Genomic DNA, 19140 nt, shown 5'->3' with positions numbered 1-19140 from the left:
CTACGTGATCTACTAACGGCCGCATAAGCCATCAGGTGTTGCGAGCATCTCTAGAATCCGCCGTCCTCTGGGGGCTCGTGGTGCGTGTGTGGTGTCCGGATCCGGACATGGTGAACGTGCTGTGACTATGACAGCAGGTCAGAGCCGTGGTCAACTCTTTCGGCCTGGCGCGCCTCTCGCTTCGCGGCGACCAGGTCGCAGAGCTCGTCGAGGTCGACGCGGACGCGGCGGCGCCGGTCGTAGCCGTGGTGGGTGAGCTCGCGGCGGCAGACCCACTGCCGGATGGTGTCTGGCTTCTCCTTGACGCTGAGAGCTGCGGCGTAGATGTCCGTGATCACGGCATCAGGATGCCACCGTTCCGGGACCGGGGGTGCGGGTGCCGGCGGGGCTGTGTGAGGGGCGGGCCGCGCCCTGGTGTGGGCCAGGGCGGGCCGGTGGGTCAGGAGACGTTGCCGCGGACGGAGTCGCCGAGGAGCCCGTCGGTGTACGTGACGTACTTGGCGGTGAAGCGGCCCTTGCCGGTGACGACGCCGGTGACGTTCTCACCGGGCTCGAGGTCGACGGTGTCGAGCTGGTTGGTGTCGGCGCCGAGCTCGGCGGTGTGCTTGGTGCCGTCGGTGTCGGTGATGGTGATGTACAGCGGGTTGATGCTGATGGGCTCGTCGCTGCCGTTGCGGATGGTGACGCTCACGCTCGTGTAGGCGGTGCCGTCGGCGAGGATGCCCGGGGTGAACGCGGTCCGCTTGGCCGTGACCTTGACGGGAGCGGCAGGGGCCGCGGCGGACTCTTCCGGCTCGGCTGCGGCCGGCGCGTCGTCCGTGCCGACGTCGGAGCTGATGGACGTGCCCGCGTCGTCGCTGGTCGCCGCGTCGTCCTGAGCCGAAGCCGCGATGAAGGCGATCAGGGCGACCACGGCGACACCGACGCCCACGATGACGCCAGCGTGGTTCTTCTTCGGCGGGCGCGGCGGGGGTCCTCCCCAGCCCGGGGGCGGGCCCTGCGGCGCACCCCAGGCGGGGGGCTGCTGCTGGTGGTGCTGAGGTGGCTGGCCCCACTGTGGGTGCTGCTGGCTCATGTAGGCCCCCTTGGTGTGCTTTGTGCGCGAGGGGGCGAATGTAGCGGGTGTGTGGGCCACGTGAACGTGCTGGGACGGTTCTGTGACACGGCGTGGCCCGGCTGGCTGCTGCTCGTCAGGGCGAGTTCTCGAGCATCTTGTTCTTGTCGAAGCGGCCTTCGTCGTCTGTCCATCCGAGGTCGTCCAGGACCTGGGACATCAGCAGCGCGTCGTAGTCGTCCTTCTTGAGGCCGTCGCACTCCGGGGGCTTCTGCTTGTCGCCCTTCGGGCGGTCTTCCAGTGCGGAGGCGCAGTTGGTGGCGATCTCGTCGTAGGTGGGCTGCGCGATGAAGTAGATGCTGACGGCCAGGCCGGCGGCGAGGACGATGCCAGCGATGACGAGGTGGGCTCTCTTGAAGTGCTGCATGGTCCCTCCTGGGGACGCTGGCGGGTGGGTTACACCTTGCAGAAGCCGGAGTCCTTCAACGCCTGGTTGATCTTGGCGCCTTGGGCTTCGGTGGTCGTGACGTCCTTGTAGGTGAAGCGCTGCGAGGCCGTCCAATCCAGCTTGTTGCCGCCGCCGTTGAGCGCGGAGCACTGGTTGCGGGCGGCGTCGATCGCCTTGTCCTTGTACCGAACGACCTCGGGCGCTGCCGCGGCGAGCGCGTCGAGGAGGTCTTGGCGCTCCTTGCCCGTGGGCCTGGCCGGGAGGCCCGATGCCTTGCGGGCGGCGTCCTTCTGGGCGTCGGTGAGCTCGTCGGGGTTCGGCGTCGAGCCGGCGGCGGGCTTGTCGGCCTTCGCCTTGCCGCTGTCGCTGGTCTCCTCGCACGCGGTGAGGGTGGCGGTGGCCAGGGCGGCCAGGACCAGGGCGGCGGCGGTGCGGGTGTTCACGGGTCCCCCAGAAGGCGCGGGTGTGGATGTGGGGTGTACGACTCGCGCGCTGCAGGTGTGGTTGCGGAGTGCCGGGCGGCTCACCCGAACGAGTGACGCCGCCCGGACATGGCCGCCGTTGCATGGCGGTCCTTCCTGTGGTCAGGTGCCGCGCACCGTGTGGTGGCGGATCGTGGTCGCGGGGTCGTGGATGAGGCGCCCGCCTTCACCAATGTTCTGTACACGCAACCCCTCTCGGGGCCCCTCTCCGTCGCTGTCGTCGTCGTTGTCGTTGGCAGGCTGACCTGCACCGACGACATCCGGATCGGGGTAGGCCTGCACGGGGGTGGGGGCCTCGTCCCAGCGCAGCCCGGCCGAGGTGGAGCGGCCCTCCATCCGTACGTCCTTCACGCGCCACCCGACGTCGGCCGCTGCGGCCTTGATCGCGTCGGTGGTGGTGCGCAGGTGCGCGGCGAGGGGGACGAGTTGGGCGTTGGGGGTGCCGACGTCGCGGACCGCGGCGACCAGTTCGATGGGTGAGATGGGCCGCGGCCCGGCCGGGGGCAGCGTGTCGGCCGGCTCGGCCTGCTGCTCCTGGGCGTCGGCGGCGGGGTTCTGCTCGGGTGCGGCAGGTGGCTGCTTGGGTTTCCAGTCGGGGTGTCCGGCGCGGTAGGCGGCGATGATCCACAGGGCTGCGGCGGGCCAGAGCAGCCAGGCCGCGGCGCCGGTGTGGAGGCGCTCGTAGAAGCCTCCTCCGGCCTTGGTGGCGATCTTACGGAGGAGCCCTGCGGCTGCGACGAGGAGAGCGGCCTTGGTGAGCCAGGTCAGGCCCGAGGAGCTGGCCAGCCATGCCCGGACGGCGGCGTAGCGGCGTTGGACGGATTGGGCGGTGCGGGCGGCGTAGTGGGTGGCCAGGCGACTGCTGCCGGTGTGGAGGCGGGTGCCGGCGGCGCGGATCCACCCCATGGTGGTGGCCGTCTTCATGTCGGCGTCCCGTTGACAGCCGCGTCCATGATCATGCGGGCGAGGTCGTTGGCGCCGGAGACGACGACGCCCGCGATGAGGGCGGCGGTGCCGGTGGTGATGCACAGCAGGCACGAGGTGAAGACGCCCTTCCACCACTTGCCTCGTACGGCCTTGGGGACCGTCTTGCGGAGCATGATGAGGGCGAGGAAGAGGGCGGTGACGAGGACGGCGCCGAAGCCGTCGATGTGCGGGGCGCCGCCTTGTGCGAGCTGGGTGCCGTTCTGGCCGGTGAGCCAGGACATGCCGAGGCCGCCGATGCCGTTGCCGGCCCAGCGGAAGAACTCGCTGACCATGTTGGCGAGGCCGCCGGGGCAGGCGACCATGAGGATGCCGCAGACCATGCCGAACCAGTAGGCGATCATCGCTTTCGGGTCGAGGGAGCGTCCGCCGGCCGCGGCGGGCGGGCCGCCCTTGCCCTTGCCGCCGACGGCTGCGGCGGGGGCGGCGCTGCCCCGGTACCAGCGGTAGTGCTCGGTGCCCAGGAGCGCCAGGCCGAGGGCGAAGCCCGCGGTCGTCACGCCGACGGTGGTGAACTGGCCGACGTCTGCGGCCAGCTGGACGGTGCTCATGATGGCTTCACTCCGGTGAGGACGTAGACGAGCGTGGTGACGGGCAGGGTGAGGGCGATCGCGAAGACGCCGGCCCATAGCAGGCTGCGGGTGGTGAAGGCGCGGATCCGGGGGGCCCACAGGTCCGGTGCCGCGGTCCGGGCGTCCGACTGGCGGACGTTGTCGACGTAGGCGACGACGCACAGCGGCAGGAGGGCCATGACCCAGGCGCCGGCCAGGCCCTCCTCGTCGCGGACGGAAGCGAGGACCCAGGCCCACGGCCCGCAGAGTGCGAACCCGGCGGCCGCGCAGGCGAGGTGGCGGCCGGTGAGGATCCGCCGGTACCAGGGCGGTCCCGGATCCGGATCGGGGACGGCGAGCGGTCCGCCCTGCTCGTAGGTGACGTGGACGTGGACGACCGGGGGCTCCGGCGGACCGGATGCGGATCCGGATCCGTCCGGAGCGGGTCCGGATCCGGTCCGCCACCAGTCCGGATCCGGATCCACGCTGCCCCGCGGGGCGGGCGGCACGGGCGGCGGGGGTGCGGCCGGAGCCGGGGCCGGTAGGGGTTCGCCGGCGGGGATGATGCGGCTCGGGATGATCGGGTCGCTCACCACGACCACCCGGCGCATCCCAGCGCCACCGCGGTGGCCACGGCCCACGCGGCGCCCATCCAGATCCGGTCGTCGTCGTACGCCTGCAGGGCCAGGAGCGCGGTGACGACCGCGAGGGCGTAGGCGAGGGCCGGGACCATGGCCAGGCCGACCAGGAGGGTGGCGGGCAGAGCCAGGACGACAGCGGCTCCGGCAAGCGCGGCCAGGGTCCAGGACCGGCCGCAGTGGCGGATGTACCAGGCCGTGGCGAGGCCGGGGGTGAGGCCGGCCAGGCAGATAGCGAGCAGCAGCACGGCGGACTCCTAGTGGATGAGGGCGGTGACCGCGAGGGCGAACCCGGTAGCGGTGATCGCGAGGAAGGCCAGGGCGAGCAGCAGCCCGGCGGCGGCGAGCATCAGGCGCCTCGCTGGAGGTCGCGGAGGTACCGGGCGACACTGTCCGGCGACGCGGGCCGGCCGAGCCGGTCGGACACCTCACGGATCACGGCGGATCGGTCGCGGATCCCGTCCTCCCACACGATCCGGACCGCGTCCTTCGTGGTCAGGGTCGTGCGGTCGATCGGTGTCACGGTCCGGTCCGGACGATCCGCGGACTGCTCCGGACGGTCCGGATCCGCCGGATCCGCCGATCCGCCGTCCAGCTCGAGGGCCCGCCGCTCCGCCTCGACCATGCTCTGCCCGCGCTGCAGCTCCCGGCGGATCGGGATCATCGCGAGCTGTCCGTCGACCGCGGCGCGGCGCTTGGCCACCCATTGCTGGGTCAGTGGGTCGAGCGGACGGGCGTGGACGCGCATGGCGATCGTCCAGCCGCCCTTGGCGAGCGCGGACACCAGGGCGCCGACGGCTCCGACGATCAGCTGGTTGAAGACGTAGCCGTGCGCGAAGACGGCCGCCATGGAGACGGCGAGTGCCCAGTGGCCGGCCTTGCGGGGGCCCTTGGCCCGCTCGGGGTCGGAGCGCAGCAGCCACTCGACGGCCATGCACATGATCCACGTGGCGTCGAAGGCGACCGCGGCAGTGTAGGCGACGGCAGCGATCGTGGCAGTGGCGAGGAGGTCGCCGATGCTGGCGGTCGTCCAGACCAGGGACGCGGTGACGAGGACGCAGGCGCCGACGGTGACGGCGGTGCGCACCAGCTGGTCCCAGTCGCGGGGCGGTACGGGGACCTCGACCTCGATCTTCTGCTTGTCGAGGACGAGTTCGGTCTTGCCGTCCACGGTGTGGGGGACGAGGCTGTTCCGCTCGATGGTCTCGGTCTTGGTACGGCGGCGCACAGGGTTCCTCCGTTGATTCAGGGCGTGCCGAGGCACAGCCAGTAGTCGCCGTATCTGCGGACGGCGGTGGTGAAGGGCGTGGTGCGGCAGGGCTCCCGGCCCCCGGCCGAGTCGCGGCGGGTGGTGCCGACGACGGTCAGGGCGCCCCGGGTGCCGCACGGGGCCGGGACGGCGCCCGTACGGGTCGGGACCGCGCACGTGCCGAGGAGTTCGTTCGGGCCGACGGACTTGGTGCGGGCCGGCGCCGGGGCCGTGGCGGTCGGGGCGGGCGGCTGCACGCTGGACGTCGGCTGGGGGTCGGTCCAGGCGGTGTCGTCGAGCATCAGGTGGGTGACGAGCATGGCCATCGCGGCCGGCGCCCCGAGGACGACGACCGCGATGGCCAGCACGCGCCCTATCCGGGCTATCACCAGGGCCACCGGCCCCTCGCACGGCCGCTGTTGATGCTGTCCCGGTGCCCGGAGCGGCGGGCGGCAGCCTTCCGGTCCTCGCGCTGCTGCGCCCTGGCGGCCCGCTCCCGGTCGGCGGTCGACGGGCTCGAGGCGTTCGGGTTGAGGGCGTCGAGGGTCCGCTCGAGGCGGCTCTTCCGGCCGAACATCAGGCCTGCCCCCTTGCGGCGTTGATGCGGGCCTCGGCGAGCTGGGTGCGTGCCGCGCCCGCGGCCGTCCCCTGCTCGCGGTCGGACCGCAGGTCGGCCGCGCAGGCGTCGACCGTCGCGCGCTGGCCGGTGATCCGGCTGGGCTGCGGCGTGCGGCGCAGGAGCGTGGCGTAGGCGGCGCGGGTGATGTCGCCGGTGATCTCCGGGAGCCGGGCGCTCAGGGCGGGGTGGTGGACCGGGGACATCGTGGCCGCCTGGATGACGGCGGCCCGGGCGACCGCGGTGAGGAGCTCGGTGGGGCGGATGGTGCTGAGGCGGCCGACGATCTCGTGGACCATGACCGTGACCTCGGCCTCGACCTGGCCGGTCGTCATCCGAGCCTCGCAGCGGTCGAGCGCAGGAGGCCGGCGTACTGGCCGTGAGTGAGGTCGGACGTCGGGGGGAGGGCTGCGGTCGCGGTGGCGAGGCTGTCGCTGCGCACGGCGTCGGGGAGGCCGTCGAAGGTGGCCCGGGCGGCCCACTCGAGGACCTGCTCCCAGACGCAGTTCGTGATCGGCTCGTCCGGGTCGGTCTCCAGGAGGGCCGCGGCCTCGAGCAGGACCTGCTGCGCGTAGGAGGGCCGGCCGAGCAGGGCGTCGAGAGCCGCGCCGATCGCGTCGTCGAGGACGTGGCCCTGGTCCTGCAGGGGCAGCGGGTGCTCGGCGAGGTGCTCGGTGAGGGTGCAGCACAGGTCGCAGGCGAGCGGGTCGTGCTTCGGCTGGTGCTGATCGATACGGTGGGCCATTGGGCCTGCCTTTTCGTGATGGGGAAGGTGGGCCTGGCCCTGTCCCGGAGCGCCAACTCAGCGGGACAGGGCCGTTGTGCGTTGGAGGAAACCGAGGGCGGCTCCTCCTGGCTCAGCACGTTAGACCCTAGGGTCTATGCAATGCAAGACCCTAGGGTCTAGAGTCGGGGTGTCGCGCTCCACGGCACGGAGGGAGCGTCAGTGGACGAGCAGGTCGAGGAGGTGCGTCGACTCTTGGAAGCCATCGAGCGCCTGGAGCAGATGCAGGACGACGAGGCGTGCGCCAAGGCGGTGACGCAGGTCCTCGAGACCTGGCCCGACCACCACGCCCGTCTGCGGGAGCTACGCCAGCAGCGCGTCCTGCGTATGAAGGAATCGGGCATGACCTGGCAGCAGATCGGCGACGTCCTCGGCGTGCACTTCACCCGCGCGCAGCAGATCGCCAAGGGCATGCGCGGCTCGAAGCGCCCGAAGCGAGAGCCGACGTCGGATGGATGAGCTGGCGCGGTGGCTCGACCAGCGGCTCGCGGAGGACGAGCGGGACGCGCAGGATCGGCGCGGCATCTTCCCGCAGCCGGGCGTGGATGACGACGGCACGGTGTGGCTCCACGTCCGACCGGGCGGGAACGCGGTCATTGTCCGGCAGCGGGACCCGATTGAGGGGTACGACGACCTGGCGAAGCTGCGGAACTGGGCGGGCGCTGACAACGGTTGGACGCAGGCCCGGGTGCTGCGCGAGATCGAAGCGAAGCGGCGGGTCCTGAGTGACTTCACGGAGACCGCTCGCCTGCGGGACGAAGCAGCCTCCCGGATCAGGGCGGCCGGGGATCACCCGGACCCCGGGGACTTGGACACATGGGACCGGGCGGAGCGCGAGGCTGCGATCCTCGAGGCGCCGGTACGCGTCCTCGCTACCGTGTACCGGGATAGGCCCGGATACCGAGCAGAGGAGTGGGCGCCATGAGCGACACGACCTGGGGCTGACGGCCCGCACACGACGAAGCCCCGGCCATGCGGTCGGGGCTTCGTGCTGTCCGGATGCGTGATCATGCCGCCCGGGTGAGGCTGTGGTCATGGCCACCACACAGCCCGTCGTGATCTACCCGCCCGACGCGGACGGCGCCCGGCGCGTCCGCGTGGACGGAGCGATCCTCGGCCTGGCCTACTCCGTGCAGGACGTCGCGGCGCTGATGCAGACGGCCGGCCTCCAGGACTGGAACGAGATGGACGTAGTGAGGTCCGGGTTGATCGAGTGGCGTGGTGGAGGGCCGGAAGTCTGGACGCCCTGATCGCTCCGGGCGTACGGTCGTCTCGCATCACAGAGGGGGCCCACCCTCGACGGCCCGCCGCACCCCACGGGGAACGGCGGGCCTCGTGCTGTCCGGGCCGCGGACGCGTCAGGCCGCTACCTGCTCCTCAGTGAACTCCCGGCGCCCGGGCTGCAGATGGCGCAGCTGCAGCCACGTCTCCGGGGGGTACGGGCACAGGCACCAGGCGCACTGCACCGGCCGGTCGATGGCTGCCGGGATTCGCGCGCCGCAGATCACGCCGGACGGGTCGACCGCGATGCAGTAGCCGAGGAACGTGGGCCGACCCTTCTCCTCGGCCTCGTCCCGCTGGACGGCGTTGCGGGCGCGGTCGACGAGCTGGCCGATCTCCCGGCCGAGTTGCGGGCCCTGCTCCCACAGGGCGATGAAGTGGATCTGGCTCGCGAGATAGCCGGCCGCGGCGGTGACACGGTGTGCGAGGGAGCCGACGCGCGGGCGCTCGGGGAGGCCGCGAGTGTGACGTACGGCGTCGGCCCAGTCCTCGAGGACGCCGGTGATTCCGCCGGCGGCGCGGAGGGTGAGGACCTCGGTGTCCAGGGGCAGTGGCGCTTCGGGGTGGCGGACGCGGCCGCCGTACTGCGCGGCGCCGGTCGTTCCGGGGGCGAGCCAGGTCTCGAGGGCGGCCCACATGCGGGGCAGGCGGTGGAGGTGGCCGAGGGTGTTGGTGGTGCAGGTGCTGCAGAGGGTGCCGTGCCGGAGTACGTGGGTCTTGCACAGGGTGCAGATCATGACTGCGCCCCCTTCCCTACTGGTCGTTCTGTGCGGGTGGCTCCTCGTCGAGCCATTCGATGCGGGCGTCGCCGTAGCCGCGGATCAGGTCGGCTGTGCTGGGCGCCTCGGTGGTGATCCAGAGGGTGGGGTCCTCGATGGCGACGGCCCGGCCGCCGTCTTCCTCCCAGCCGTCGAAGACGTGGTGGGGGAGGTGGAGTTTGAAGGGGCGTCGCTTCGGGGTGGGCCGAAGGTGGATGACGTCGGCTGCCATGGCCTCGTCGGGGATGAGCGGCAGCCCCAGGCCGAAGCCGCGCAGGGCAGGGATCCGGTCGGGCTCCGCAGCGTGCTGGCGCAGGAGCTTGACGAACGCGGCGAGGGTGGTGGGGTGCGCGGCGATCTGCTGGACCGGGTCGGTGCGCGCGAGGAGAAACCTCATGTGCGCCTCCGGTGCGCGGGCCCATGCGGTGACTGCCAGGCGGGCCGGGCCGCGCGCGGGACCGGGCGGCCCTGGCTGTCGACGAGGCCGGTCTCCTTCAACGCCTCGAACGTGCGGTGCAGCTCGGCGGCTGCGGCTGCCACGGCGGGTGCTACGACCTCGGCGATCCGGCGGAACTCGGTGGCGACGGAAATGAGGCGGCGCAGCATGGCGTCGCGCTGCTCGTCGGTGATCTGCGGTGTGAGGGCCAAGGGCTCGGGCATGGTCAGGCCTCCGTGGTGGGCTGCTCGTCGTCGGGGCGGGGGCCGGCCAGCGCGTTGCGCACGTCGACGAGCAGGCGGTACGCCTCGGAGTGCGGCAGGGCGCGGCGCTCCCAGTCCTTCACCACGGTGCGCACGCGGCGGAGGGTGCCGGTCGCCTCGTCGAGCTTGGCGGGCAGGGCCTCGTCGATGTCGGCCGCGGCGGGCTGCTCGGTGCCGTCGAGGGCGGCGAGGACGCGGCGACCGATCGCGGCCTGTGACCAGCCGCCGCGCTCAAGGACGGCGACGTATTTGCGTACCCGCTCGACGGCGGCCTTCAGCTCCAGGACGTGCCGCGTCGCCTCGACGGCCGCCTGCTCGTACTGCGCGACCTGCTCCCACCACGGGCGTTCCACGGTCGGCGCCACGACGCTGCGCCACCGCTCGACGTCCGCCACGGGGACGTGACCGGACTGGAGGCACCGCTGGCCGGGGTGGGTTTCGTGGCGGAACTCGGCGAGAACCTCGCGGAGTACGGCGGCGTGCTGGTCGCGGTCCCGCCGTGCGATCGTTCTCGCCTTGTCGGCCTCGTCTCGCTGCTGCTGGAGGACGTACCGCTCCTCGGCCATCTCCTGCCGCTGCTCCTCGTCGTCCGGCTGCTGCGCCTCGGCGCTGAGGATGTGCACCGGGTTCATCGGCGGGCGCCGGTCGGTCGGCGGCGGGACGATCACGCAGGCGAGGCAGTACGGCCCGACGCTCCCTGCGTTGGGGTGCTCGGCGCATCCCGCGTTCGCGGTGAGCGCCTCGATCGTCGCCGATGCCTTGCCCGCACCGCGGGCCCATTCGACCGCTTCGGTGATGGCGAGCGGGCTGGGAGTCCATGTTGTCGCGGGCGTCGTCGGGGCGTCGTCGGTGGGGTGCGGGGGCAGTCCTGCGGCACGGCGCAGCTGGTTGGCCGCGCGCGTGTAGGGGGCGGGGTCCGTGCCGCCGAGGAAGGTTGCGGACCACTCCTCGCCCTGCGGGCCGCGGTGCACCGGTCCCTTGTGCGGGCGCAAGACGCATGGGCCGACGGTCCCCTGGGGGGTGAGAGCGGACGTGTCGCACGTCGCCTCGTCGTCCTCGAGGACGTCGGCGGACAGGACGAAATCGTTCTGGCGGTAGTCGGCGAGGCGGCGGACCTGCGCTACCAATTCGGTGAGGATGTCGACGAGGCTGGCGCGGTTGGGCTTGCTCATGTGGTGCTGCTCTCTGTGCTGTCGTCGGCGGTCGGGCTGAGTGCGTCGTGCAGCTCGACGAGGCGTGCGTCCCACCAGCGGGCCATGCTCGATCCGAGGGGCGGCGGCCCCGCTTTCACCCACTTCTCGTAGAGGGCGGTGACGCGGGCGACGTCCCGCTCGGCGGACTGGTGGAGTCCGGCGTACACGCGCGCGGTCGTCTCCATCTGGGTCGCTTTGGTCGCTGCCGGGCCGGGTGGGGCGGCTGGTCCTCGCAGGGCGTCCGGGATGTGCTGAGGGTCGCTCATGTGGTGCTGCTCCTTGGCGTCATGGCGTGGTAGCGGGCGAGGACGATGGGGTCGGGTGTGCAGTCGCCTGTGCATCCGGGCGGGCGGAGGTGCAGTTGCGGTGTGCGGCCCCGTGCGAGGCCTCGCTGAGCAGGCAGCACGGCTCGAGAGGTGGTGGGGTGTGGCCGAGCTCCCGGCGCCGCGCCCACTCGCACTCCGCGACCGCCCGCTGGTGCTGGCGGCGCTCGCGTACGGCGGCCTCGGCGAGGACCGCAGTGCCGAGGGCGAGGTACAGGGCGGGCGCGTACAGCCCGTGGTGGGCGCAGGCGAGGGTGAGCGCGGCCAGGAGGACGGTTCCGGCGGTGGCCGCGTACTGGTAGCGGCGGTGTGTGGTCATCGGCGTCTCCAGGGCATGTGCATCCAGTGGGCGAGGGGGAGGCCGGTGGTGACGACGGTGAGGGCGACGAATCCGAGCACTGCGATCACGAGTCCTCCTCGTCGCTGATGGGCAGCTGCCCGGTCCCGGCGGGGGCCGGTCGGTCGAGGGCGGCACGGGCCTCCCGGGGGCCGAGCGACCAGCCGCGGCGCGTGAGTTCGGTGATCGCGGCCCGCTGGTCAGGGCGCAGCTTGCGCCAGCACTGCGAGCCCACCCGCCGCGCCCGGGCGAGTGCGGAGCGGACCGGCTTGCGGCACTGCGTGCACTCGACGTCGGGCATCTCAGGCCTCCGACGCGGTGTGGGTGAGCTGCGCTGCGGTGATGAGGAGTTGGCTGACGGAGCAGACATGGTCGTCCGGGCCGGCAGCGATGGACGCGTTGAACAGGGCGAGAGTCTGCGGCTTGTCGTCGTTGGCGTAGGCGACGATGAAGCGGGCGGCGAAGGTCTCGTAGGGGTCTGCCTTGTTGGGGTCGAGGACGTGCATGGCCCACATGTCGCCGCGGTTGAGGTCAGGTACCTGCTCGCCGTAGAGCTTGACGAGTGCCGTCCTGCCTACCTCTGCGAAGGCGCAGCAGGCGCCGTAGATGGCAGGAGCTCGGCCTCGGGTGCCGATCTCCGCGAGTGCATCGGAGGCTTCTCGGGCGTTGAGGTTGAGTGCGGCACCGATGGCCCTCATGGTCAGGGCGTGCAGCTCGTCGCGGTCCATGCTGGTGTCCTCGCTGGTCATCGGGCTTCCTCCAGCGGTGAGCAGAGGTGGCACGGCTTGGTCTTGCGACAGCCCGGCATGTGCGGCTGCTCGGTCCAGCGGCGGACGGTCGCCAGCTCCGCGCGCACCCCGTTGTTGATCAAGTGGTCCCGCGCGAAGTCGGCGTCGTCGCGGTCGAAGGGGCCGAGCTCCACGCTGCCGCCGATGATCAGCGTGGTGAGGTGTCGGAGGCGTCCGCTGCGGTGGAACTGCGCGGCGCTGGTGGTCCACCACTCGGTGGGGCTGCCGCCGATGGCGTAGAGCCGCGCCTCGTCGACGACGACGCCCCACCGTTCGGGTACCGGCGCCTCGCCGGGGATGTTGAGGGCGGTCTGCGTGGTGGCCATGCTCAGGCGGCCCCGTCCTGGTCGACCACGCAAACGGTGCTGCGCAGCGCCTCGTGGCCCTCGTCGTGCTCCGCGCACAGGACCCGGCCGTCCTTCAGCTCGGCCCAGCCCGCGTCAACGACCGCGGCGGTCGCCTCGCGGACGGAGTCGAAGAGCAGCACGCCTTCGCCTTCGTCGTAGCCCTCGCTGCAGGCCGCGCATTTGACGGTCAGGCCGGTGATCCGTTCGAAGCCGGCGGGGGTTTCGACGGGGGTCTCCCAGACCATGCGCTTGCCCTTCGGCGTGACATCGGCGTCGGTCCGGTCTGCGTGCATGACGGCGTTGGTGTGGGGGGCCAGGGCGCAGGCGAAGCGGCCGTCGGGCGAAGGCGTCCCGCACCGGCCGGGGAGGGGCTGCGGGCGATGGGTCTCAACCCAGTGGCGGACGGCGGTCTCGATCGCGTCGAGGGCCTGTCCTCCGCGGCCGACGGCGCGGTCCCACTCAGGGCTGTCGGTGAAGGCGGCGGCGGCCTGACGGGTGCTGCGGAAGTAGGCCCTGGAAGGCTCCTGGATCTCGGTCATGAGGGTCATCAGGGCGAGGTGGCGGTCAGCGGTCATGGCGTTCTCCCTGGCTGGGGTGGCGGTGGAGGAGGGGGCCGATGGCGAGGCCGGACAGTGCCTCGTCGAGGTCGGCGTGGTGGCGGGCCTGCTCTTCGGGGGTGCAGGGCGTGATGTGGGCGGGCAGCCGGTGCCGGGCCCGGCCGAACGTGCCGTCGGGCACGTCCTCGGCAGGCACCTCGGCTGCGGCCTGGTCTTCGGCGTGGGTGGTCATCGGCGGCCCGTTCCGCCGGTCCCCCACAGGGGCGGCTGCACGGTGGGCCGACGACGGGCGGGCCGCGCCCGCGGCACCGAGGGCGGCCGCTGCCCGGCCGGCGCCGCGCAGCTGGACCAGTGCGCGACGGCCTTCCACTCGAGGTACTCGGGCTCGGCCCGGTCCCGGGTGAGCTCGCGCACGACCAGGCCGCCGGCGGCGGTGGTGTGCGCGGCGTACCCGCCCATCGGGGATGGCAGGGCGTTGAGCGGCATGCGGCGGCCGGTGCCGGTCTCGGTGGCCCAGCGGATCTGCGCGCCGCAGCGGTCGCACGGTGCGACGCCGCGGGTGGGGTGTGGGGTCGTGGGCATCAGACGGTGTCCTCTCCGCTCGCAGCCGCCAGGTCGGGGGCTGCCGGGTGGGCATCGAGTCGGGCATCGTGCGGGGCGCGGGTCCGCCCCCGCCTCGTGGTGCAGGCGTGGCCGGCCGCCGCCTGGCAGTCGGGGCAGGACGCGGCGAGGTCGTGCCCGGGCGTCCGGCGGGCCGCGGTGCGCAGCGCGTCGGGCATCCGGCCCGGCACGTGCCGCGCCGGCGGTTCGGCCAGCGGATCGCTCACCGCCGGTGCGGGGAGTTGCTCCTGGATGTCGGCGGTCCGCAGCAGGGGGCCGACGCGCAGCTGTCCGTACCGGTGCAGCGCGCCGACGGGACCGTGCTCGGCGACCGCGGCCAGGACCTCGGCGTCGGTCGCGGCGGCCCGCTCGCGGAATGTGGCCTTCGCGGGCAGCTCCGCGGCCGCCGTGGTGCGGGCGCGCTGTGCGTCGAGGGCGGCCTGCCACTCCCGGGCCCGGCGCCACTGCGCGCGCTGTACCTGCCGGGCGTCGGCGCACGTCTCGCACGGTGCGCCGGTCGGCCAGACTTCGCCGTCCTCGCACCAGGGCTGGCCGCATCCCCTGTGGGGGAGGCCGACGGACAGGAGCCAGGCGCCGAGGTCACGGATGTCGTCGCGGAGCAGGGGCTGCAGGCGGCGGGTGATGCGGGCGGCGATCCGCTGGCTGCTGGTGTGCGGGTCAGAGTCGAGCTGGCGGCCGATCTCCCGGGCGATCCGCCGCAGCAGGTAGCGGCGGATGCCGTCGAGGTCGCTGCCGCTGATCGGTGTGAGGGCCTGGCGGATGCGGTCGGTCCAGGCGAGGTCGGGGCCGGTGTAGGTGGTGGCGGGGCTCGGGGTGTGGGTGCCGCGCGGAGCGCGAGAGGCGTCCGGCCCGAACGTGCCGCCAGCAAGATCACCGGAGTTGTCCACAGGCCTACTACCGGTACCTCGCCTACGGCGGGAACCCCCAACCACCTGCGTCGCATCGTCAGTAAGAGTCGGGTTGTATTCCTTGATCGCGAGGGATCCGCCGCTGGTGGCCGGACCCGATCCGCCATGGTTGTCCGCACTCGACTCGTCCACCACGGCGGCGGGCGGGCACTTGTCCACAGGGGCGGCCGGGCCGGACGCGGGGGTGGCGGTTTCGATGTCGAGGGCCAGCTGCTCAACGAGGATCGGGTGCCGGTTGACGGTGACCGTGTGCCGGCCCTGGTACCCGGCGCGGCGGCCGAGGCTGACCCAGCCGGTGGCGTCCAGGTCGTGCATGATGCGGCGGGCGGTGCGGTCGGAGATCGGCTGGCCCGCAGACTCGCCGTGGTGGTGGAAGAGTTCCCCAGCCAACTCGCTGGCGGTGGGCTGGTAGCCGGGCTGGTAGCGGTCAGCGTGGGCCAGGAGGATCGCGGCGCGCAGGCGGCGCGGCTCGAGGGCGTCGCACATCGCGACGGACACGGTGACGAAATGCTCGTCCTCGCGGACCGGGCGGACCTGCCGGATTGCGGTCCGGCCGACGCCCGACTTGCGGGTCATGCGGCGGGTGGAGAACTCCGGGTCCCCGGCATCCGGGCCGGGCGTGCTGCCCTCGGTGAGGGCCCGCTCGAAGTCGCGCTTGGACAGGCCGCAGAAGCGGGCCATCTCGGCGACGTGCGCGTTGCAGTGCTCGGGGTTGGTGTCGACGTCGAGGGCGGCCATCTTGACCCAGGCCTTGATGAAGGCGTCCGAGTAATGGGAGCCGCGGTAGATGCGTTCGGGGATGTCGATGGTCTGCAGGGCGCGCTGCTGGGGGCGGCGCGGGCGTACGCGTCCAGCACGACCGGCCCCGCCACGGGTGTGGCGGGGCTCGGCGGCGGACGCGGACGCGGTGGTCATGTCAGCGGGTGGTGCACTTCGGGTAGGCGGAGCCGCGGCGGCAGTTGTCGTAGTCGGAGGACGACACCTCGAACGTGTGGTCGGTGCCGTCCTTGTCGCGGGTGGTCAGCTCGTAGTCGGTGGTGCAGGACTGGCGGCGGGTCTTGCCGGTGCCGGTCCAGTGGCACTCGCGTTCGGTGTCCTTGGCGACGACGCGTCCGGCCGGCCCCGGCTTGTGGGTGTCGCAGGCGGCCAGGGCCAGAGCGGCGGCGGTGAGGAGGGCGCCGAGCCCGAGCAGGGCCCGGCTCACTGGTCGGCTCCTGTGATGCGGGCGCGGATCTGCTCGAGGACGTGGGTGGGGATGGCGAGGCGCATGGCGGAATCGCCTTGGCGCGGGCCCTCGTTGAGGGTGTGGAAGCGGAGCCAGCCGCGGGACTCCAGGACGCGCAGCTGGACTGCGACCTGGTCGATCGTTAGGCCGGTGCCGTAGGAGAGTTCCTCGATGCTGGGCTGGCTGGAGGGGCTGACACGGCCGGTCAGGTGGCTGGAGTACCAGAGCAGGGTGTGGGCCAGGAGCCGCGCGTGGGGGTGCATGCGGCTCAGCCGGATGCCGCGCTGGAACGTGGCCCGGAACCGCTCCTTGCCGCGGAGGCTGCCGGGAGCGAGGAGGTGCTCCGGACGTGCGGGCGAGGCAGGGACAGCCGACTGGATGGGGGCGTGCCGGTGCGGGGCGCGCTCTCTCGGCGGCTGCGGCGCGGGCTTGGGCTGTGCGGGGCGCCGCGCCAGGTCGGCCGGGCTCGGGATCGGGGTCACAGGTTCAGCTCCGTTCGGTGGTCGACCGCGGCCTGGGCGGCGCGGAACTCGTTCGGGCTCGAGCGGCGTTTGCCGGAGGCGATGGCCCGGCTGTCGTGGACGCGCGAGTCGTTGAGGGGGCTGGGCGTGGTCCAGGCGCCTGCCGGGGCCCCGGGCCCGGGCGGGAGCTCGGGCAGACCGCGCAGCGCGAGCGGGGTGTGGAGTGCGCACCACCAGCCGGACGGGAACAGCCGTGCGTATCGCAGGGCGTGGACCGGGCCGACGTGCGTGCACTCCCCGGCCCTGCGTCGGCGGGTCCAGGTCATGTCGGACCGCTGTCGGGGTCGTCGATGCGGGCGTCGAGGATGATCCGCGTGCGAATGCCGGTGCCCGACAGCCGCAGCGTGGTCCAGCCCGGGCGTGCGCCGTCGAGGGTGTCGACCGGGCCGGGCCGGTAGTCCTCGTACGTGCCCTCGGGGTCGACGTCGAAGACGGCCTGCCAGGCGCCCATCACGGTGCGGGCTCGGGCCACGGTGAGCATGTCGAGGTCGGCGAAGGCGATCCCGTCGCCGACCTCGCAGCCCACGGTGCCCCGGCTGACGACCTTCTTGAAATGCCAGGGCAGCGGCGGCAGGGAGGGGTGGGTGGTCTCGGCCGTCCACAGCCACAGCAGGGCGGGGTTGTCGGCGTACGCGGCCTCGCTGAGCTGGCCCGCCTTGTGGCGCAGCCAGCCCCCGGCCGCCCCGTCCCGGGAAGCGTGAACGTCGGGGTGCTTCCAGCCGCAGGAGCAGGCCGCGTCGTAGCCGCCGGGGTCGGTGTACCAGCCGCGCTTGACCGGGTTGTGGGAGGCGATCTTCTTCGTGTGGCCGGTCAGCCGGCCGAACTTCTGGACGCTGCGCCGCACCCGGATCTGCATCGTGCGGGCCAGGCGCCGGCGGTGCAGGGGCGGCACGTCCTCGGGGCCGCCGCGGCGCAGTGTGCGGTAGCGGATGACGTGCCCGGGCGGGTCCCCGGCAAGGTCGTAGGTGTGCTGCCGCTGGACGATCTCCCGTACCCGGACCGGGCCGTCGATCGTGTCGATGACGTCGCCGAGCTGGACTGCGTCGGCGCGGGCGAGGAGGGTGACGGGCGGTGCCTGGAAGACGGCGGTGAGGTCGGGGACCACGGGGGTCTCGGGGATCTCGCTCATCAGGATCCGTTCAGGGTGTGGCCGCAGTCGATGCAGGACTGCGAGCCGTCGGTGTGGACGACATGCGCGGTGACGGTCTGCTCGGCGGGGCAGTGCGCGTACTCGAGGCCGCCGACGTCGGTGATCTCGCCGTCGGCGAGCAGCTGCTCGAGGACGCCCTCGTCGAGGAGGCCGAAGGACCGGGCGGGCGGCGCGTGTCGGCGCCGGAGGGCGGCCCTCACGAGCGGCCTGCCTGCCGGTGGCCTCCGGTGCGGAGGTCGGCGCGGGCCGCAGCGATGGCGGCGCACCGGCCGTGGCAGTACCAGTGCGCGGCCGCGTCGCTGCCGGCGCCGTGGACCTGGACCATCGCGGCCCGCGGCGCGGGCCCCGAGGAGGGGGCACCGCAGCCGTCCGTGGTGCAGACCTCGACCACGGGGAGGTTGCCGGCCTGCTTGCTGGTGCCGGTGAGGCCGCCGTTCCACGCGTACTTGGCGGCCTTCTGGCTCGAGCTGCTCTCCGGCAGGCGAGGGCGCTGGGAGCGCGGCCGCTTGGGGCTGCTGCCCATCAGGTGCTCACCTCGGTGATGGTGTGGCGCTCCCAGCCCGGGACGAAGGTGTCGAGGCTGGCGTCCGGGGTTGTGGTTCCGAGGCGCTTGCCGCACTGGCAGGAGGCGTGCATCTCGCAGTCGCCGTACTCGACGATCAGCGCATGCCCGCCGTCGAGGGTCTCCCTGAAGTCCGGGTTCGGGTCGGGGTCGCGCGGCTCACGGTCGGCACGGGCGACCAGGTCGGCGGCGGCGGGCTCGTTGTACCCGGCGGCCAGGAGGACGGCGAGGATCTCGGCGCGAGCAGTGGACGTCGCCCCGACCGGGGTGTCCTTCTGCTCGGCGACAGCGAGGCGTGGCTGCGGCATCAGGCGTCACCGCCGTCGGCGGGCTGGTCCTGCTGGGCGCGCCAGGCGTCGGCCTCGTCGTCGGTCAGCCCGGTGTGGAAGCGGACCTGCACGTCGGTGCCGTCGACCGTGAAGGCGACGGTGGCGTGCCCGAAGACCGTGCCCGGGACGCTGCCGGAGACCTTGGCCGCGACGTCCTGCCCAGTCGCCGCGGCGATCGCTCGCAGGCCGTCCAGGCTGGACGCCTTGAGCCGGAGCTCCGCTCGGGCGCTGCCGTCGTCGTGGCCGAAGACGTAGGTGCTGTCGACGGTGAGGCCTGCGTCCGGGTGCTGGGCGAGGAGCTGGCGGGCGAGCGCGGTGACGGAGGCCGCGCGCTGCTCGGCCTGCTCGGCAGCAGCAACCGGGCCGGGCTCCGCGGTCGGCGGCGCGTCCGCACCGGACGTCGGGCCGTGGGCCGGGTCCTCGGCCAGGAGCAGGCCCAGGTGGAAGAGGCCTTGGACGGGCGAGACGCGGTCGACCCGGCAGACCGCGCACGGCTGCACCAGCTCGAGCGCGTACTCCTCCGCGCCGTGGTCGATGCGGTAGCGGAGGTACTCCCGGCGTCCGGGCGCGAGGAGCGCGCGGGCTTCCTCGACCTGGTCGGCGAGACCCTCGGTGACGTTCTGCCAGTCGAGGTCGGCTGCCTCCTCGCCGAGAGTCCTGGCCACGCTCTCGCGGGCGATCTTCAGGAACTCGGTGATCGCCTCTCGGGCCAGGTCCTCGTCCATGTCCGCCTGC

The 19140-nt window shown here is 72.9% G+C and carries 37 protein-coding genes; 3 read left to right on the top strand and 34 right to left on the bottom strand.

Annotation, left to right across the window (positions count from 1 at the left end; all coding sequences use genetic code 11):
- Positions 1-125 precede the first annotated feature (125 nt).
- From IE265_RS37570 to IE265_RS37510, 13 genes are all read right to left on the bottom strand, one after another.
- Entirely contained in the window at positions 126-338 is a 213-nt protein-coding gene (locus tag IE265_RS37570; RefSeq protein ID WP_190040291.1) for a hypothetical protein, read from the bottom strand.
- 101 nt (positions 339-439) lie between these two features.
- Positions 440-1075, bottom strand: coding sequence for a DUF4352 domain-containing protein (locus IE265_RS37565; protein WP_190040290.1), 636 nt, complete (start codon positions 1073-1075; stop codon positions 440-442).
- A gap of 115 nt (positions 1076-1190) precedes the next feature.
- Positions 1191-1481 (bottom strand): hypothetical protein, encoded by a 291-nt coding sequence (locus IE265_RS37560; protein ID WP_190040289.1) that lies wholly within the window; start codon positions 1479-1481, stop codon positions 1191-1193.
- Between the two features lie 29 nt (positions 1482-1510).
- Positions 1511-1945 (bottom strand): hypothetical protein, encoded by a 435-nt coding sequence (locus IE265_RS37555; RefSeq protein WP_190040288.1) that lies wholly within the window; start codon positions 1943-1945, stop codon positions 1511-1513.
- A 141-nt stretch (positions 1946-2086) separates the two neighbouring features.
- Positions 2087-2908, bottom strand: a complete 822-nt coding sequence (locus IE265_RS37550; protein WP_190040287.1) for a hypothetical protein — start codon at positions 2906-2908, stop codon at positions 2087-2089.
- The gene (locus IE265_RS37545) at positions 2905-3519 is read right to left on the bottom strand and encodes a hypothetical protein (protein ID WP_190040286.1); all 615 of its coding nucleotides are present in this window, start codon (positions 3517-3519) and stop codon (positions 2905-2907) included. Before IE265_RS37545 ends, IE265_RS37550 begins: the two co-directional genes overlap by 4 nt.
- A complete protein-coding gene (locus IE265_RS37540) occupies positions 3516-4112 on the bottom strand; it encodes a hypothetical protein (protein WP_190040285.1) in 597 nt (198 codons plus the stop codon). The genes IE265_RS37545 and IE265_RS37540 overlap by 4 nt, the downstream gene beginning before the upstream one ends.
- A complete protein-coding gene (locus IE265_RS37535; RefSeq protein ID WP_190040284.1) occupies positions 4109-4405 on the bottom strand; it encodes a hypothetical protein in 297 nt (98 codons plus the stop codon). Before IE265_RS37535 ends, IE265_RS37540 begins: the two co-directional genes overlap by 4 nt.
- A gap of 101 nt (positions 4406-4506) precedes the next feature.
- Positions 4507-5385 (bottom strand): protein transporter Sec31, encoded by an 879-nt coding sequence (locus IE265_RS37530; RefSeq protein ID WP_190040283.1) that lies wholly within the window; start codon positions 5383-5385, stop codon positions 4507-4509.
- 17 nt (positions 5386-5402) lie between these two features.
- Positions 5403-5804, bottom strand: a complete 402-nt coding sequence (locus IE265_RS37525; RefSeq protein WP_190040282.1) for a hypothetical protein — start codon at positions 5802-5804, stop codon at positions 5403-5405.
- Complete coding sequence (locus IE265_RS37520; protein WP_190040281.1) at positions 5792-5983, bottom strand: hypothetical protein; 192 nt, start codon at positions 5981-5983, stop codon at positions 5792-5794. The genes IE265_RS37525 and IE265_RS37520 overlap by 13 nt, the downstream gene beginning before the upstream one ends.
- Positions 5983-6357, bottom strand: a complete 375-nt coding sequence (locus IE265_RS37515) for a hypothetical protein (RefSeq protein WP_190040280.1) — start codon at positions 6355-6357, stop codon at positions 5983-5985. The genes IE265_RS37520 and IE265_RS37515 overlap by 1 nt, the downstream gene beginning before the upstream one ends.
- Positions 6354-6767 (bottom strand): hypothetical protein, encoded by a 414-nt coding sequence (locus IE265_RS37510; protein WP_190040279.1) that lies wholly within the window; start codon positions 6765-6767, stop codon positions 6354-6356. The genes IE265_RS37515 and IE265_RS37510 overlap by 4 nt, the downstream gene beginning before the upstream one ends.
- A 201-nt stretch (positions 6768-6968) precedes the next feature.
- Here IE265_RS37510 and IE265_RS37505 point away from each other — a divergent pair, with 201 nt between their 5' ends.
- From IE265_RS37505 to IE265_RS37495, 3 genes are all read left to right on the top strand, one after another.
- On the top strand, positions 6969-7265 hold the full coding sequence (locus tag IE265_RS37505; RefSeq protein WP_229916956.1) for a hypothetical protein: 297 nt from the start codon (positions 6969-6971) through the stop codon (positions 7263-7265).
- The gene (locus IE265_RS37500; RefSeq protein WP_190040278.1) at positions 7258-7731 is read left to right on the top strand and encodes a DUF6221 family protein; all 474 of its coding nucleotides are present in this window, start codon (positions 7258-7260) and stop codon (positions 7729-7731) included. The genes IE265_RS37505 and IE265_RS37500 overlap by 8 nt, the downstream gene beginning before the upstream one ends.
- Positions 7732-7840: 109 nt before the next feature.
- Positions 7841-8056, top strand: coding sequence for a hypothetical protein (locus IE265_RS37495; RefSeq protein ID WP_190040277.1), 216 nt, complete (start codon positions 7841-7843; stop codon positions 8054-8056).
- Between the two features lie 108 nt (positions 8057-8164).
- On the opposite strand, the gene IE265_RS37490 is transcribed toward IE265_RS37495, so the two are convergent.
- The 21 genes from IE265_RS37490 to IE265_RS37390 form a co-directional block, all read right to left on the bottom strand.
- On the bottom strand, positions 8165-8824 hold the full coding sequence (locus tag IE265_RS37490) for a hypothetical protein (RefSeq protein ID WP_190040276.1): 660 nt from the start codon (positions 8822-8824) through the stop codon (positions 8165-8167).
- A gap of 16 nt (positions 8825-8840) precedes the next feature.
- Complete coding sequence (locus tag IE265_RS37485; RefSeq protein WP_190040275.1) at positions 8841-9242, bottom strand: hypothetical protein; 402 nt, start codon at positions 9240-9242, stop codon at positions 8841-8843.
- Entirely contained in the window at positions 9239-9505 is a 267-nt protein-coding gene (locus IE265_RS37480) for a hypothetical protein (RefSeq protein ID WP_190040274.1), read from the bottom strand. Before IE265_RS37480 ends, IE265_RS37485 begins: the two co-directional genes overlap by 4 nt.
- A gap of 2 nt (positions 9506-9507) precedes the next feature.
- Positions 9508-10716, bottom strand: coding sequence for a hypothetical protein (locus IE265_RS37475; protein WP_190040273.1), 1209 nt, complete (start codon positions 10714-10716; stop codon positions 9508-9510).
- Positions 10713-11003 (bottom strand): hypothetical protein, encoded by a 291-nt coding sequence (locus IE265_RS37470; RefSeq protein WP_190040272.1) that lies wholly within the window; start codon positions 11001-11003, stop codon positions 10713-10715. The genes IE265_RS37475 and IE265_RS37470 overlap by 4 nt, the downstream gene beginning before the upstream one ends.
- Before the next feature lie 19 nt (positions 11004-11022).
- Complete coding sequence (locus IE265_RS37465) at positions 11023-11379, bottom strand: hypothetical protein (protein ID WP_190040271.1); 357 nt, start codon at positions 11377-11379, stop codon at positions 11023-11025.
- 85 nt (positions 11380-11464) lie between these two features.
- On the bottom strand, positions 11465-11698 hold the full coding sequence (locus tag IE265_RS37460) for a hypothetical protein (RefSeq protein ID WP_190040270.1): 234 nt from the start codon (positions 11696-11698) through the stop codon (positions 11465-11467).
- Between the two features lies 1 nt (position 11699).
- Positions 11700-12146 carry a hypothetical protein gene (locus tag IE265_RS37455; protein ID WP_190040269.1) on the bottom strand — a complete coding sequence of 149 codons (447 nt, stop codon included), beginning with the start codon at positions 12144-12146 and terminating at the stop codon, positions 11700-11702.
- A complete protein-coding gene (locus IE265_RS37450; RefSeq protein WP_190040268.1) occupies positions 12143-12511 on the bottom strand; it encodes a hypothetical protein in 369 nt (122 codons plus the stop codon). Before IE265_RS37450 ends, IE265_RS37455 begins: the two co-directional genes overlap by 4 nt.
- Positions 12512-12513: 2 nt before the next feature.
- A complete protein-coding gene (locus tag IE265_RS37445) occupies positions 12514-13107 on the bottom strand; it encodes a hypothetical protein (RefSeq protein ID WP_190040267.1) in 594 nt (197 codons plus the stop codon).
- Positions 13097-13321: a hypothetical protein gene (locus IE265_RS37440; protein ID WP_190040266.1), complete on the bottom strand. Its 225-nt coding sequence runs from the start codon at positions 13319-13321 to the stop codon at positions 13097-13099. The genes IE265_RS37445 and IE265_RS37440 overlap by 11 nt, the downstream gene beginning before the upstream one ends.
- Positions 13318-13671, bottom strand: a complete 354-nt coding sequence (locus IE265_RS37435; RefSeq protein WP_190040265.1) for a hypothetical protein — start codon at positions 13669-13671, stop codon at positions 13318-13320. The genes IE265_RS37440 and IE265_RS37435 overlap by 4 nt, the downstream gene beginning before the upstream one ends.
- Positions 13671-15533, bottom strand: coding sequence for a zinc finger domain-containing protein (locus IE265_RS37430; protein ID WP_190040264.1), 1863 nt, complete (start codon positions 15531-15533; stop codon positions 13671-13673). Before IE265_RS37430 ends, IE265_RS37435 begins: the two co-directional genes overlap by 1 nt.
- 1 nt (position 15534) lies before the next feature.
- Positions 15535-15822 (bottom strand): hypothetical protein, encoded by a 288-nt coding sequence (locus IE265_RS37425; RefSeq protein ID WP_190040263.1) that lies wholly within the window; start codon positions 15820-15822, stop codon positions 15535-15537.
- Positions 15819-16325 carry a hypothetical protein gene (locus IE265_RS37420; protein WP_190040262.1) on the bottom strand — a complete coding sequence of 169 codons (507 nt, stop codon included), beginning with the start codon at positions 16323-16325 and terminating at the stop codon, positions 15819-15821. The genes IE265_RS37425 and IE265_RS37420 overlap by 4 nt, the downstream gene beginning before the upstream one ends.
- Positions 16322-16630 (bottom strand): hypothetical protein, encoded by a 309-nt coding sequence (locus IE265_RS37415; protein ID WP_190040261.1) that lies wholly within the window; start codon positions 16628-16630, stop codon positions 16322-16324. The genes IE265_RS37420 and IE265_RS37415 overlap by 4 nt, the downstream gene beginning before the upstream one ends.
- A complete protein-coding gene (locus IE265_RS37410) occupies positions 16627-17493 on the bottom strand; it encodes a hypothetical protein (RefSeq protein WP_190040260.1) in 867 nt (288 codons plus the stop codon). Before IE265_RS37410 ends, IE265_RS37415 begins: the two co-directional genes overlap by 4 nt.
- Entirely contained in the window at positions 17493-17714 is a 222-nt protein-coding gene (locus IE265_RS37405) for a hypothetical protein (protein ID WP_190040259.1), read from the bottom strand. The genes IE265_RS37410 and IE265_RS37405 overlap by 1 nt, the downstream gene beginning before the upstream one ends.
- The gene (locus IE265_RS37400) at positions 17711-18037 is read right to left on the bottom strand and encodes a hypothetical protein (protein ID WP_190040258.1); all 327 of its coding nucleotides are present in this window, start codon (positions 18035-18037) and stop codon (positions 17711-17713) included. Before IE265_RS37400 ends, IE265_RS37405 begins: the two co-directional genes overlap by 4 nt.
- The gene (locus IE265_RS37395) at positions 18037-18384 is read right to left on the bottom strand and encodes a hypothetical protein (RefSeq protein WP_190040257.1); all 348 of its coding nucleotides are present in this window, start codon (positions 18382-18384) and stop codon (positions 18037-18039) included. The genes IE265_RS37400 and IE265_RS37395 overlap by 1 nt, the downstream gene beginning before the upstream one ends.
- The coding region (locus tag IE265_RS37390) for a hypothetical protein (protein WP_190040256.1) at positions 18384-19140 on the bottom strand (757 nt) is incomplete at its 5' end. The genes IE265_RS37390 and IE265_RS37395, both read right to left, overlap by 1 nt.

The sequence above is a fragment of the Streptomyces fructofermentans genome (assembly GCF_014651055.1).
Classification (GTDB): Bacteria; Actinomycetota; Actinomycetes; order Streptomycetales; family Streptomycetaceae; genus Streptomyces; species Streptomyces fructofermentans.
Note: the sequence above shows the minus strand (reverse complement) of the source record. Positions and strands in the feature narration are given on the sequence as shown.

Coding starts and splice junctions, on each gene's coding strand:
- IE265_RS37565 (WP_190040290.1), bottom strand. CDS start 1,075: ATGAGCCAGCAGCACCCACAGTGGGGCCAGCCACCTCAGCACCACCAG.
- IE265_RS37560 (WP_190040289.1), bottom strand. CDS start 1,481: ATGCAGCACTTCAAGAGAGCCCACCTCGTCATCGCTGGCATCGTCCTC.
- IE265_RS37550 (WP_190040287.1), bottom strand. CDS start 2,908: ATGAAGACGGCCACCACCATGGGGTGGATCCGCGCCGCCGGCACCCGC.
- IE265_RS37545 (WP_190040286.1), bottom strand. CDS start 3,519: ATGAGCACCGTCCAGCTGGCCGCAGACGTCGGCCAGTTCACCACCGTC.
- IE265_RS37520 (WP_190040281.1), bottom strand. CDS start 5,983: ATGTTCGGCCGGAAGAGCCGCCTCGAGCGGACCCTCGACGCCCTCAAC.
- IE265_RS37515 (WP_190040280.1), bottom strand. CDS start 6,357: ATGACGACCGGCCAGGTCGAGGCCGAGGTCACGGTCATGGTCCACGAG.
- IE265_RS37510 (WP_190040279.1), bottom strand. CDS start 6,767: ATGGCCCACCGTATCGATCAGCACCAGCCGAAGCACGACCCGCTCGCC.
- IE265_RS37500 (WP_190040278.1), top strand. CDS start 7,258: ATGGATGAGCTGGCGCGGTGGCTCGACCAGCGGCTCGCGGAGGACGAG.
- IE265_RS37495 (WP_190040277.1), top strand. CDS start 7,841: ATGGCCACCACACAGCCCGTCGTGATCTACCCGCCCGACGCGGACGGC.
- IE265_RS37490 (WP_190040276.1), bottom strand. CDS start 8,824: ATGATCTGCACCCTGTGCAAGACCCACGTACTCCGGCACGGCACCCTC.
- IE265_RS37485 (WP_190040275.1), bottom strand. CDS start 9,242: ATGAGGTTTCTCCTCGCGCGCACCGACCCGGTCCAGCAGATCGCCGCG.
- IE265_RS37480 (WP_190040274.1), bottom strand. CDS start 9,505: ATGCCCGAGCCCTTGGCCCTCACACCGCAGATCACCGACGAGCAGCGC.
- IE265_RS37475 (WP_190040273.1), bottom strand. CDS start 10,716: ATGAGCAAGCCCAACCGCGCCAGCCTCGTCGACATCCTCACCGAATTG.
- IE265_RS37470 (WP_190040272.1), bottom strand. CDS start 11,003: ATGAGCGACCCTCAGCACATCCCGGACGCCCTGCGAGGACCAGCCGCC.
- IE265_RS37465 (WP_190040271.1), bottom strand. CDS start 11,379: ATGACCACACACCGCCGCTACCAGTACGCGGCCACCGCCGGAACCGTC.
- IE265_RS37460 (WP_190040270.1), bottom strand. CDS start 11,698: ATGCCCGACGTCGAGTGCACGCAGTGCCGCAAGCCGGTCCGCTCCGCA.
- IE265_RS37455 (WP_190040269.1), bottom strand. CDS start 12,146: ATGACCAGCGAGGACACCAGCATGGACCGCGACGAGCTGCACGCCCTG.
- IE265_RS37450 (WP_190040268.1), bottom strand. CDS start 12,511: ATGGCCACCACGCAGACCGCCCTCAACATCCCCGGCGAGGCGCCGGTA.
- IE265_RS37445 (WP_190040267.1), bottom strand. CDS start 13,107: ATGACCGCTGACCGCCACCTCGCCCTGATGACCCTCATGACCGAGATC.
- IE265_RS37440 (WP_190040266.1), bottom strand. CDS start 13,321: ATGACCACCCACGCCGAAGACCAGGCCGCAGCCGAGGTGCCTGCCGAG.
- IE265_RS37435 (WP_190040265.1), bottom strand. CDS start 13,671: ATGCCCACGACCCCACACCCCACCCGCGGCGTCGCACCGTGCGACCGC.
- IE265_RS37430 (WP_190040264.1), bottom strand. CDS start 15,533: ATGACCACCGCGTCCGCGTCCGCCGCCGAGCCCCGCCACACCCGTGGC.
- IE265_RS37415 (WP_190040261.1), bottom strand. CDS start 16,630: ATGACCTGGACCCGCCGACGCAGGGCCGGGGAGTGCACGCACGTCGGC.
- IE265_RS37410 (WP_190040260.1), bottom strand. CDS start 17,493: ATGAGCGAGATCCCCGAGACCCCCGTGGTCCCCGACCTCACCGCCGTC.
- IE265_RS37400 (WP_190040258.1), bottom strand. CDS start 18,037: ATGGGCAGCAGCCCCAAGCGGCCGCGCTCCCAGCGCCCTCGCCTGCCG.
- IE265_RS37395 (WP_190040257.1), bottom strand. CDS start 18,384: ATGCCGCAGCCACGCCTCGCTGTCGCCGAGCAGAAGGACACCCCGGTC.